Raw genomic sequence first — 12,457 nt, 5'->3', positions numbered from 1 at the left:
ACCCCACCCCCACACGCGACAAAGGGGCCCGACCACCGGCCGAGCCCCTCCACACCCGCACACCCTCCGCGTCAGGCGTCGACCCCCTCCCGTCCGCACATCCTCCGCGTCAGACCAGGTTGTCCTTGGGGTCAGAAGTCGAAGACGGGACCGGTCGCGGCCTTCAGCAGACACGCGTTGCCGAACGTCCGCTCGACCCGGATGCGGTTCCCGTTCCACGTGCCGAGCGCGGCCACCGACACCGGAGCGAAGATCTTCGGGCAGTTGGCTCCCGGCGACAGGTCCAGCTTGGTCGGGTCACCGCCGACGACGGCGAGCACCCGGCACGCGAACACGGGCCTGGGGTGCGATCCGGACGGAGGCGAGCAGCGCAGCGTCACGATCCGGTCAGGCGGAAACGCCTTGGGCCCACGACGAACGGTCAGCGCCAGCACCTGTGCCGTGTTGTCGACCGCCACCCCCGACGTCCCCACCCCCGAACTCACACCAACACTCCCCGACCCCGACCCCGCCCCGTTCACGTGCCCAGCGGTGGCACCCACCCCACCCGCGTTCCCCGAACCCGGCCCACTCACGTGCCCAGGATGGGAACCGCCCCCCGAACCCGGCCCACTCACGTGCCCAGACGTGAAACCCACGCCACCCGCGTTCCCAGAACCCGAACCGGGCCCACCCACATGACCAGACCCCGACCCCCTCCCACCGGCGTTCCCCGGCCCAGACCCCATCCCACCTGTACCGCCAGGACGAGAGCCGCTTCCACCCGCGTTCCCCGGACCCGAACCAGGCTCACCCGCATGACCAGGCCCGGACCCCATGCCACCCGCGTTACCGGGCCGCGAGCTCGGCCCGCCCGCGTTCCCCGGCGCGGAACCCACTCCCGGGAGATTCCCGTACCCAGCGCCCACGCCAGGAGGATTCCCCTGCCCCGGCTTCGCCCCGGCCGGAATCCCGTGCCCAGAGCCAACCCCAGGAGGAATGCCCTGCCCAGGCTTCGTCCCAGGCGAATTCACGTACCCAGAACCAACCCCCGGCGGAACCCCCTGCCCCGGCTTAGCCCCAGGCGGATTCCCGAACTCAGAACCAGCCCCGGGGGGAATCCCCTGCCCGGACCCCGTCCCTGGGGCGATCCCCTGCCCCGGCACCATCCCGCCGATGTTCCCCGGGATCGGCCCTATCCCGCTGATGCTCCACGGAATCGGCCCTGGACCGCCGACGTCGCCCGGAAACGCTCCCGTACCGCCGGCGTGGGCGTGGTGCCCTGCCTTCTTCCCCCCGTGCTTGTGGCGATGCCTCGGCTTCGACTTCTGCTTCGGCTTGTGCTTGATCCCAGCGATCTTGCCCTGGTGGGTGTCATGGGTATGACCCCCCGGTGGCGGTTCGCCAGCGGAACTGGCCCCGGCCCCCGCCGCTCCGACGGTGACCGCCGTGCCGAAGGCCAGGGCGAGACAGCTCAGGCCCGTGAAGAAGCGTCGCATGTGAATCCCCCGATTTCGCATGACGAAAGAGCGACCGACAGCCTCCCGCACCCGAACCCGCAGATCAACGACCGACTCCCCTACCCCCCACCATCCTTCTCACCCGATTCGGATCACCCCCGAACGCCCCCGGAGCAGACCCCCCACCACCCCCCAAGCCAGACACCCGCACCGCCGTACAAGACAGGCTCGTCCGCGTCCGACGACGCTGGACCGCATGCGTTTCGACACGAAGATCGGCATAGTCGTCCGCGAGGACCTGGCGATCTGGCAGAAGCTCAACGTGACCGCGTTCCTGGCGAGCGCCGTGGCCGCCGAAGCCGAGGACGCCATCGGCGAGCCCTACGCCGATGCCTCCGGCAACGCCTACCTCGCGATGTTCCGCCAGCCGGTGCTCATCTACTCCGCCGACGGCGAGGGCCTCGCCACCGTCCACACCCGCGCCCTGAGCCGCGGCCTCGCCACAGCGGTCTACATAGAGGAAATGTTCAAAACCGGCCACGACGCAGCCAACCGCGCCACCGTAGAGGCCCACCCCGCCCCAGACCTCCCCCTCGTAGGCCTGGCCATCTACGGCCCCCGCAACCCGCTAGACAAAACCCTAAAAGGCCTGACACTGCACCCCTGAGACCAGGTGGCATTCTCTTTATCTGCGCTCGATGAGAACGCAGGCGATGGCAGCCACCATCATCCCGATACCCGCGTAGGTCATCAGCGAGAGAAGATCGGGGGCGACCCGCTCGACGGAATTGAACAAGCCGGCCGCTCCGAGTAGGGATAGCCAAAGCAAAATCCCCCCTGAGGCGACGAACGCGGCGCCGGCCGCGGTGGCGACTGACGAGTAGTGCTTCGATCGAATCAGAATCACGAGCCAAGGCAGCAGCGGAATAAGGGTCAGCACCTGAGCGAATGTCATTTTGACCTTGTCATTATCCGGAATGAACCACAACAGCCGACGGGGTGGGCGAGGATTACTTCCTCACCCACCCTGCCATGGCCCTATCTAGCACCAAGTTACACTACAGCGGTGGCCCCAAATCCTCCACCGAGAATGCACCGAGACACTGGGAATTCCCAAAGGTCACCGATCCCCACGAACTCGAGCGCGATAGGGGGCACGACTGGTCCGCCCTGATACTGTAGTTTCTGTACACTGTGCCGTTCTTCTTGAAATCCAGCCTGATCTCCGCTTCATAAACGTGCCGGAAGCGGTCGATGCTACACGTTGTTACAGCACACTTACCCCAGACGAGTCCTCTATATGCGTTGAGCTGCGGGTCACCCTTGGCACTAAGGCTACCCCGCTTCCGCTCCTCGGTTATTCCCCCACACTCTTCTTTCGAGTCGCTCTCCCACTTGGCAGTGAAAGACGGGCTGGTGCTGACATTGAGGTCGCCACTGGACTTGTACGACTCGTTCCGGAAGCAGGCGGATCCCGAGACCTTCATGTAGGCATGGCTCACGAGATACTTACCGTAATCCGACTGCCATCCGTACTTACTGTTCTCGGACGCATTCTTCGGCTTGGGATAGATGCGCACATAGTTTATGTACGACTGCACCGGCCATTCGGAATCCCATGGCTCCAGTTCGTCGAACTCAGTGCGTGGAGTGGATGACCCGGATCGATAATGAACTTCCCAGGTCTTGCCCAGCTTGAAGGTTAGATTCACGCCCTCACCGATCAGCCCCGGCCCACTCGAGCTGCAGGATCGCGCTTCTGCCATTCTTTGCTGGCCGGAACCGCAGTTCCAGCCATCATCATCCGACACATCCGTGGGATCCTCGACCGTCTCGTTGGGAACTTGCAGAATAACCATGTTCCCGCATCGATCAAAAACGACGATCGAAATCGTGGATTCACTTGGATCGATTTGATCCGCAGTCCTCGATCTGCCCGGCATCGATTTCGCAGATGGTGCAGTCTGAATCTTCCAGGTCCGCTTGACCTCTACGGTGACACGAACCGACCCGTTGGCGCCTGGCTGGACGACGGCGTTGTCCAGGGCTACCGCGGAATCAGTGCGGGACTCGCCTACCCTCTCCATTTCGCCACGTTGCAGGACCAGTGCTGTGTTCAGCAACGACAGTTTGGCGGCGCTCGGAGCGTCGGGAGTCACACCTGCGGCATCCCAGACGGTTTCTGCGCGACCTTCCAGCACTGCATCCTGCGCCTGGTAATAGTCCCTGACCCGCTGTACGTACTCGCCCGCACCGGAGTCTGACACTGTTTTGGTGTTCGCGCTCGCAGGCGGCCCATCGAGGAAGGGAACGCACGATTGACTCGCATCTGAGCTGGGAGGAGGAGGTACGACCTTCGGGGTTACGGTGGCGCTCACCCATTCGCCCACTGCGAAAGCCGTCTTGGCCCGCACCCTGATGTTGTAGACCTCGCCGTTGGTCAGCCCCGTTATATTGGCGAACGGATCCTCGACCACCAGCGTCTTGACTACCGCCCCACCACTGTTGGCGACTTCGACGTCATAACCCTCGAGTATTCCTACGCTGCCGTTGCTCTCAGGAAGTCCCCAACTGGCGATCGCCGCCGCGTCTCCTGGTTGAGTGACCAGGTTCAGCACCTCACTGGGAGGACCTGCTAGAAGGTAGGTGAGATCCAAGGAAGGCTTCTCCGCTGCCGCCGCATCACCAAAGGTGATCACGTCGTCCTTGTCGGCGGTGAGCATCAGCCAGGAGTATTCGCTCCCCGCGATGTCCGCCTGCGGCTGATTCAACGGCAGCGTGTAAGTCGTCGTGCGGGTGTCTACGTCGCCGAGAAGATCCGAACCCCTGGTCTCACTTGTGACAGGGCTTTTCAGGGGGGTGGCGGTGATAACGGCGTCCTGCGGACATGGGCCTGTCGGACAGATCGGCGTGCCGAGTTTGAGGATACCCTCTGAGATTCCCGCACCGTCAGGGAGTTCATTCAGTCTGAGCCCGATGACAGCCGCCGTCTTGTCTGAACCGGTGCCTCCGATCCGCATTGTGGCCGAATCGACGACCGTACAAGGTCCGCCATCACACGCTGCGGGGTCAGGGTTCGCCGTTTTGATGACGATACTGTCCATACCCAAAGTGAGGTGACGGACGTTCTCGACTGGATCAGGCGGAGGAGTGCCAGGCGACGTGAAAGCAACGGATGGGGTTTTTGCCGAACATATCTCCTCGACGCAGGCCTGCATCTGCCAGCGATAAGCGGTACCGGCTTGGATGAGATCAGACGGGACCTGGAACGAGGCGCGTTGACCCCCGTTGACGGTTCGGGTGCCTAGTGGCGCGGCGCCGATGGGCACACCTGCGCTGCTATAGAGAAAGAACTTGGCGGTTATCAGGCCGCCCGACGGGCGGTTGGCCATTCCGGAGAGGATCGGCTGGATCGGATCCTGAAGACCGGTTTCGGTATCGGTAGGGAGATAGGGGGCGTCGGTGGTTATGCGGTAGTAGGGGGATTCTGAGCAGGTTTGGGGGGTTACGCCGTTTATGCAGGCTTTTACGGAGATTTTGAAGCTGTCGACGTTGCTGACGTCGTAGGTCTTGGTCGCGGACTGGCCGGAGGGCAGGTTGGCGTTGGTGGGCGGGGTGAGGTTGAGCATCCAGGAGATCTCGGCCTGGCTGAGAGCGCGCTGGTAGGCGCGGACCTCGTCGTAGGAGGTCTTGGTCGAGGTGAGGAGGCCGCCGCTGGGGCTGAGGTTGAACGTGCTCCCGGTGAACCAGGAGTCCCAGGTGGAGTTGTGAGTGGCCTCTCCCGACAGGACGCCGTTGATGTACAGGCGGATCTTGTGGGCGGTGGCGTCGTAGACCGCGGTGACGTGGTTCCAGGTACCGCTGGTCGTGGCCGTGGTCGAGGTCACGCTGGTGCCAGAGCTGTTGGCGGCCCCGGTGTTGTACATGGTCAGGCGGTACTTGCGGGTGTTGCCGTCGTAGGTGACCGTGAAGCCGTCCTGGGTTGGGCCGCGTTGATTGAAGATGCCGCCCGTCGTGGTCGCGGTCGTGTCCGCGCGGACCCAGCCGGCCACCGAGAAGCTCTTGTCGGTGTGCAGGACCGGGCCTAGAACAGATGCGTCCGCACCGACTGTGGGAGCGCCGTTGAGCTGGATGGCCTTGCCGTCTTTGCCGTTGATGACGGTGGAGCGACCGGTGATGAAGGCCAGGTCGTGATGATTGCCGGTGCCATCGACGTGAGTGATGCCTTCGGTGAAGCTCCACTGTGCGACGGCTCCGGCGCCCGTGGTCCAGGGGGGCAGGGGAGCGGTGGAGTCCAGGATGGACAGGTAATAATCGAGGTTGCGGCCGTCGGCCGAGGTGGACTGGTAGCCGACCTTGGCCGAGCTGGTGCGCACGATGGCCTGGTCGCCGTCGACAGAGTCGACCGATTCGGCGGTGACGGTCGGAATCTCCGGCGGCAGGAAATACTGCACGATCAACTTGGGTGGGGTGGCACCAGCGCCGGTCATCTCCGAGGAGTGGTAGCTCACGGTGTAGCTGTCGGCGTTGTTGACCAGGCTTTCTGAGGGCCCTATCAACTCGATGCCGTAGTTCGGGGTACCGACCGCCCACTTCCTGACCCAGTCGGTGGCCGGCCAGGACATGGCGCCCGGCGTGTTGGGGCTGGTGGTCGGGCAGGGCGTCCACGCAGGGTCGGCGGTCGGAGGCTTGTTGGACCAGCTGATGGTGTTGGCTGCCCAGTCACTGATGACTCGCCCGGCCTGCACTGTGCCGTCTCCGGCCACGGCGCACTTGAAAGATTGGGTCCGCCACAACTGCAACGCCGCCGAGAGGATGGCCTTGCCGGTGAGCGCGGCGGTGTCGAACTTCAGATAGGAGCGGTAGTACTGGAAAGCGTCTCTACCCGAGCAGGTCCAGACCTTCCCGCCTATCGTGAGCAGCGTCGACTGGGAGGACACCAGAGGGTCGAAGATGGCACATTCAGCGCGCGAGCCGATTGTGGTGTCGGTGGTCACGCTCAGCGTGGTCGTCGGGTCGATCGTCACCGGATAGTGCGTCGCCGGGTCCTTCAACCAGGCGGCGTCCGGCTTGAGCACCAGGACCTGTCGGCCGTTCTCGTTCACCACCGAGGTGGAGATCCGCCCCACCCGGCGGCCCGTCACCGCTCCGGCCCCTGTGGGAGGAGCGGCGGAGGCGTCCAGCATCACCGGTCGCGGTGCTTGGGCGAGCACCTTGTCCTTGGCATCGGTGAGCTGCAGCCCGCCCTGCTCGTTCTTGCCGAAGTCCATTCCTGTCGTCTGGACGGGGATGCGGTATTCCACCGGCCCTGTGGGGCGCTCCCGTAGCACCACATCGTGGGTGAATCCCGTGCTCAGCGCGGTGACGACCAGGTCCGCGGACGGCCCGGCGGCATCGGCGTACGTCGCCACGTTGTCCTTGACCGTCGGTCGCGGCAAGGTACCACCCCATGACAGGGCGAACCGCTGACCGTCGTCGCGCCGCATCGTGGCGAACGGACCGTTCCCGCCCAGGGAGAACTCGACCTTGGCCTTGGCGACCGTAGGCGTGAGCACCCCGTTCCGCTCGACCAGAGCGGTGTTCATCCACGCCCAGGTGCCATCGGGTTGCTTCACCCGAGAGGGCGCCGAATACGCCTCGGTCACCAGATGCGCGTCCGGGTACGCCCACGTACGCGATCCTTCGGTGCCTGCCTGGTCCACCTCGACTGGTTTGCCCAGCTTGCGGGCCTGCGTGATCGCCGCCCGTGCGGCCGCGTCGGGATCCACCGGGCGGGGCAGTGCCGTCATCGCCGGAACGGCCGGCTTGGCCGGGGTCGACTGGGTGGAGGGCGGGGAAGTGTCGGCGGTGGCGGGTGAGGGCCCGCCCGCCGCCAGCAGGGAGGCGACCACCGCGGAGACCGTTGCCACGGCGATCCCGCGGCCTGGCCGGCCCGGTTGTCGCACACGGAGGGAGGAGGTATTTCCTGAGACTTTCACATAACACCCCAATGGGACGTAAGTGGATGTGTCAGGAAATTTCTATGTTGAGGGTGATCTCTCGGCAATGTGACAAGGCTCACTGACGACATGCCGATGACGTCCGTAACGCCAGCACGTCCCTAATCGATCGGGTGATCGAATCATGGGCAGGGGGCGAGTCCATCTGGCCAGTTCAGAGCCGTCACGGCGTTTCGGTGCAAGGAGATGCATTCCGGTTAGGACTTGCATTAATACACTTAACAGTTAACCGAAACCAACCCTCCGGATTCACAGCCCACCAGCCCGAAGTTGTGGACCCGGCCGTCAACCGGATCCCAGCGCCAGAAGGTACGACACCTCGGACCGTCGTTTCAGAAATTGAAGACGGCTCCGGTATAGGCGCGGAGTTCGCAGGGGTTGCCGAAGGTGCGTTCGAACCAGAGGTGCTGGCCGTCCCACATGCCCGAGGCGGACACCGTCGTCGGCTGGTAGCGGTGGGCGCAGGACGCGCCCGAGCTGATCTTCAGGCCGCCCAGGTCTCCCGAGACCGGTTCCAGGAGCCGGCACGCCTCGGCCGACCGTGGGTGGGTGCCACCGGGGGCGGGGCACTGCAGGAGCACAATTCGCTCTGAAGGCGTGACCGATTCCCCCCGGGCGATCGTGAGCAGCAACGCCCGGCTCACGCCCTTGGGCTGATGCAGTGCCGACGCGTGGGCCGCGGGGCCGCCGGGGAACGGCCTCGGGATCGCGGCCGCGCCGTTCGCGGGCGCGGGGCCGACGGCCGCGGCCGTGCCCAGTGAAAGGACCGCACAGGTCAGGCTCCTGATCCGGCCGCTGCAGGCCTTGCGGATCGGGCCGCTGAAGAGACGTCTCATCTGGATCCCCCGGTTTCGTATGGCATGGAGCGTCGCCGGCCTTCCTCGTGTCGGCCTGCCGAGCGGGCGCCGAGCCCCTCTCCGAGAGCGAGATTCGACGCACCAGTTATCTCTCCGGTTCCAGCGGTTTCATAACAAAAAAATAACGGACAGTCATATTTGTCCGGTTTTGGGGTCGATGACCAAGATCGCCGGAGTACGGTCACACCTGTCTCTTTACGTACGCATGGGACCTACCCGGGCCTCCCATGACAAAGAAGGAGCTCAATGAACACCCGAGCCAAGCGCCTCATCCTCCCTCTCGGTGGTGCCATCGTGGCCACCAGCATGATCGGCGCGACCCTCTCCAACTCCGCCAGCGCGCAGGCCAAACCGGCTCCTGTGAAGTCGGGCTCGCTGGCCAACGGGACCGACGCGAAGGCCATCGCGGGGTCCTGGACGCCCAGCAAGCTGAAGGCGGCGAAGAGCTACCTCGAGGACTCCTCGCTCTCCGGCAAGCTGAAGAAGAGCACCAGCAAGGCCTCCGCCGACGGCAAGGCCGGAACGGTCGCCCCGACCGGCGACGGCGACAAGACCGCCGGTACCTCAAAGAACGTGAACCTGCCCACCAACGTCGGCAAGGTGTTCTTCCAGGTCGACGGCAAGCCGTACTGGTGCTCCGGCACCTCGGTCCAGTCGAAGTACCACAACCTGGTCGCCACGGCCGGTCACTGTGTGTACGACACCGACAAGAACGAGTACGTCGACAACTTCGTCTTCATCCCCGGTTACTACCAGGGCAAGGCGCCGTGGGGCGTCTACGTCGGAGCGAAGGTCAACCTCCACGACGACTTCACCGTCTACGAGGACTACGACTACGACTACGCGTTCGTCAACGTCTACAACGGCGTCAAGCAGACCGGCGAGAAGGTCGTCGCCAAGAACGAGTACGACGCTTACAAGGGCCCGAAGTGGGCCAAGGACGAAGAGATCACCAAGGACGAGTACCAGAAGAAGGTCGACGAGAAGGGCGGCGAGACCGCCGACGCCTGGTCGAAGTCCACTGGTTCCGAGATCGTCCTGCCCTGGGGCACCGCCGGCGGCCAGCGCGTCGTCAAGGAGGTCTCCAAGGACGAGTTCGACAAGGCTCCCGCGGCCGACTCCAAGGTGAACTTCGCCAAGGCGCCCGGCAAGACCGCCACGGAGATCGTGGACGAGGTCACGTACGAGAAGTACACGGGCCCCGGCTACAAGAAGATCGTCGACTCGGCCTACACCATCACCCACTACTACGTGAAGTACTGGGTGAAGAAGACCACCACGGTCAAGTACTACAAGACCGTCTTCCACATCAAGACGTTCGTGGACGCGGGTCGTCTCGGTGACAACGTCGGCGGCCAGGGCTTCACCTGGAACCGGAGCACCAAGGCCAAGCAGTTCAGCTTCGGCTACCCGACCGCCACGCACCTCGACGGCAACAAGGCCTACACCGGCGAGACCATGAAGTGGTGCTACGGCCAGACCGCCGCGGCCCCGGCCGTCAGCAAGTACAAGGCCGAGGAGCAGCTCGCCATCAAGTGCGCCTTCACGCCCGGCGCCACCGGCGGCCCGTTCCTGATCGTGTACAAGAGCAGCAAGCGGACCGGTTACGTCAACGGCGTCGTGAGCCTGACTCTCGACACCGACGGCAACGGACGGTACGACCACATCACGACGCCGTACTTCAACAGCGACACCTACGGCATCTACAAGTACGCCGCCAACCTGTGGACCGGGAAGCTTACGACGAGCTGACGGATCCCTCGGCAGGGTAGGGGGCCGGGCCGCATGTCCGGCCCCCTACCGGGTACACGTCCCACACCCCGGGCGGCCCTCACCGGATACCCGTCCACGATCCCCGGCGCCCCCTACCGGACGAGCGTTCACGTACGCCCCGACGTTCCCTCCCATAACGAAGTGAACCCAGGTCACCCAAGTACCGTGCCGATTACTAGTTGATCTGGAAAAATCGCCCTTCACCGTTGTCTGCACTCTTCTGATCAGTGGAAGGTACGAAATGCCATCCCGAGCGAAGCGGATCGCGCTCACATTCTGCGGCGCCCTCGCGACCGCGAGTGTGATCCTTTCCGCGGGTCCGGGATTCCCCGGCGCACTGGCCTCGAGCCGGTCCGCGCCCGCGGGCATCACCACTCTTCCCCTGGCCCAGAACGACGCCGACCTCAACAAGGTCGTCGAATGGTGGACGCCTGACCGGCTGAAGCACGCCAGCAGCTACGCGCCCAAGACGGCGTCCGCGGCCCCCGCCGCGACGAGCTCGGCGACCCCGAGCGCGACGAGCCCGGTACCGAAGCCCACGGCGACGAGCAACCCCGGCGCCGCGTCGCTCACGCCGGCCTCGGCCGAGGCCGGGCGGAGCACGAAGGCGCCCGAGAGCAAGACGACCGCGCTGCTGGGCTCGCCCCCGCCGAAGACGTCGCTGACCGTGAAGTCGAAGAACGTCAACCTTCCGCCGACGGTGGGGAAGGTGTTCTTCCGCAACGGCACCACCGAATACTGGTGCTCGGCCTCGTCGGTGCACTCCAAGTACGGCAACGTCGTCGCGACGGCGGGCCACTGCGCGTACGACGTGAAGAGCGGCAAGCCCGTCGACTACTGGGTGTTCATCCCCTCCTACATCGACGGGGCGACGCCCTACGGCATCTACGTCGGCCACACGCTCTACATCAACGACACCTACGCGGCGACCGGAGACTTCGACTTCGACTACGCCTTCGTGACCGTCCACCACGGCTACCGCTGGGATCCCGACAAGAACGCCGACGGCACCCCCAAGAAGGACCCCACGGGGCAGCCTGTGTACAAGTCGGTCGACACCGGGCGGCTGGAGACGCGGGTCGGCGGTCAGGGCTTCGCCTGGAACCGCGGGTTCACCGTCGCGGCCTACGCCTTCGGGTACCCGGCCGGTCCGCATCCCAACGGCAGCAGGCCCTTCACCGGCCGGACGATGCAGTGGTGCCTGACCCGGGCCACCAGGAAGATCTCCACGCAGAAGTGGGAACTGGACAACGGCGTGATGTTCGGGGGATGCGGGTTCACGGCCGGCGCCAGCGGCGGGCCCTGGGTCATCAAGTACAGCGGAACCCGGCGCATCGGCTACCTGAACGGCGTGAACAGCCTGACGTGGGACCTGGACGGCGACGGCCGCTACGACGGCGTGTCCTCCCCGTACTTCAACACCGCGACGTACGCCGTGTACTCGTACGCCGGACGGCAGAAGACCGACTGATCCCCCCAGATCCACAGAGAAGGGCCCGGCGACCACGGTCGCCGGGCCCTTCTCGCGTTGTCACGGGTCCAATCGGGAAGATCGCCGATTTTGGCGCGTTCTAACGGCGAAGCCTCGCGACGATGATCGGTCCGACGGTGCGACCCGGACTCCCGAGTGAGGCGAATTGTTCGTTTCGTCGGCCATGTGGAGCCGTTAGACGTAGGCACTCGACGATTTGGCTCCATCAAGTTGGTGTGATCTGCGTCACACAGGGACGGGCGCCGGCCCGAGCGGATCACTCTCGTCACATCTGCCCCGATTGTCGCACCCATGGCCTGATCTGCGCGGATGCTGTGGAACGAGGCAACTTGACAGCCGATGTCCGGAGATCTGGCTGGTCACGAACAGATCACGGGGGACGAACGCCGAAAATCACCGCGATTCCGGTTACCGCAGACAAGATCTTCTCTGTATCTTCCTGGTTATCCCTTTACTGACGCATGGGGCGCAAGATGCGTTCCACGCCAGCCCAAGGAGTTCCCTTGAACACCCGTGCCAAGCGCCTCATCCTCCCCATTGGTGGCGCCATCGCCGCCACCAGCATGATCGGTGCAACGCTGGTCACCTCGGCTTCCGCCGCGACCGCTCCCACCAAGAAGACCGTCGCCCTGGCTTCCGCCTCCAGCGCGCAGAAGATCAGCAACTACTGGACCGCCAACGCGGGCGCCAACCTCAAGGCCGCCGGCCAGTTCGTCGGTGACGAGCAGGTTTCGGGCAAGGTCAAGCTCGGTGGCGGCGACGCCGCTCCTTCGGGCAAGGCCGGCACCGTCCCGCCGATCGGCCAGGAGAAGATCACCCCCACCAAGGTGAAGAACGTCAACCTGCCGAAGACCATCGGCAAGGTCTTCTTCACGGTGGGCGACAAGGAGTACTGGT

7 protein-coding genes and 1 pseudogene are annotated in these 12,457 nt (G+C 64.7%); 4 read left to right on the top strand and 4 right to left on the bottom strand.

What is annotated here, in order from left to right:
• Positions 1–131: 131 nt before the first annotated feature.
• Entirely contained in the window at positions 132–485 is a 354-nt protein-coding gene (locus NYZ98_RS40470) for an SSI family serine proteinase inhibitor (protein WP_262850732.1), read from the bottom strand.
• Between the two features lie 1,210 nt (positions 486–1,695).
• Here NYZ98_RS40470 and NYZ98_RS40465 point away from each other — a divergent pair.
• Positions 1,696–2,106 carry a DUF2000 family protein gene (locus tag NYZ98_RS40465; protein WP_262850730.1) on the top strand — a complete coding sequence of 137 codons (411 nt, stop codon included), beginning with the start codon at positions 1,696–1,698 and terminating at the stop codon, positions 2,104–2,106.
• An 18-nt stretch (positions 2,107–2,124) separates the two neighbouring features.
• On the opposite strand, the gene NYZ98_RS40460 is transcribed toward NYZ98_RS40465, so the two are convergent.
• The 3 genes from NYZ98_RS40460 to NYZ98_RS40450 all read right to left on the bottom strand — a co-directional run bounded on the left by NYZ98_RS40460 (position 2,125) and on the right by NYZ98_RS40450 (position 8,274).
• Entirely contained in the window at positions 2,125–2,394 is a 270-nt protein-coding gene (locus NYZ98_RS40460) for a hypothetical protein (protein ID WP_262850728.1), read from the bottom strand.
• A 103-nt stretch (positions 2,395–2,497) separates the two neighbouring features.
• Positions 2,498–7,330: a DNRLRE domain-containing protein gene (locus tag NYZ98_RS40455; RefSeq protein ID WP_262850726.1), complete on the bottom strand. Its 4,833-nt coding sequence runs from the start codon at positions 7,328–7,330 to the stop codon at positions 2,498–2,500.
• A 440-nt stretch (positions 7,331–7,770) separates the two neighbouring features.
• The gene (locus NYZ98_RS40450) at positions 7,771–8,274 is read right to left on the bottom strand and encodes a subtilase-type protease inhibitor (RefSeq protein ID WP_262850724.1); all 504 of its coding nucleotides are present in this window, start codon (positions 8,272–8,274) and stop codon (positions 7,771–7,773) included.
• A gap of 267 nt (positions 8,275–8,541) precedes the next feature.
• On the opposite strand from NYZ98_RS40450, the gene NYZ98_RS40445 reads away from it, so the two are divergent.
• The 3 genes and pseudogenes from NYZ98_RS40445 to NYZ98_RS40435 all read left to right on the top strand — a co-directional run.
• Positions 8,542–10,047 carry a trypsin-like serine peptidase gene (locus tag NYZ98_RS40445; protein WP_262850722.1) on the top strand — a complete coding sequence of 502 codons (1,506 nt, stop codon included), beginning with the start codon at positions 8,542–8,544 and terminating at the stop codon, positions 10,045–10,047.
• Positions 10,048–10,309: 262 nt separating this feature from the next.
• Positions 10,310–11,539 (top strand): trypsin-like serine peptidase, encoded by a 1,230-nt coding sequence (locus NYZ98_RS40440; protein WP_262850720.1) that lies wholly within the window; start codon positions 10,310–10,312, stop codon positions 11,537–11,539.
• A gap of 524 nt (positions 11,540–12,063) precedes the next feature.
• Positions 12,064–12,457 (top strand): annotated as a pseudogene (locus tag NYZ98_RS40435) (hypothetical protein); the annotation flags it as partial.

This window comes from Sphaerisporangium corydalis (genome assembly GCF_025506355.1).
In the GTDB taxonomy this organism is placed as follows: Bacteria; Actinomycetota; Actinomycetes; order Streptosporangiales; family Streptosporangiaceae; genus Sphaerisporangium; species Sphaerisporangium corydalis.
Note: the sequence above shows the minus strand (reverse complement) of the source record. Positions and strands in the feature narration are given on the sequence as shown.

Bases quoted from the DNA above. Each gene is read 5' to 3' on its own strand.
- NYZ98_RS40440 (WP_262850720.1), top strand. From the start codon at position 10,310: ATGCCATCCCGAGCGAAGCGGATCGCGCTCACATTCTGCGGCGCCCTC.
- NYZ98_RS40450 (WP_262850724.1), bottom strand. From the start codon at position 8,274: ATGAGACGTCTCTTCAGCGGCCCGATCCGCAAGGCCTGCAGCGGCCGG.
- NYZ98_RS40465 (WP_262850730.1), top strand. From the start codon at position 1,696: ATGCGTTTCGACACGAAGATCGGCATAGTCGTCCGCGAGGACCTGGCG.
- NYZ98_RS40460 (WP_262850728.1), bottom strand. From the start codon at position 2,394: ATGACATTCGCTCAGGTGCTGACCCTTATTCCGCTGCTGCCTTGGCTC.
- NYZ98_RS40445 (WP_262850722.1), top strand. From the start codon at position 8,542: ATGAACACCCGAGCCAAGCGCCTCATCCTCCCTCTCGGTGGTGCCATC.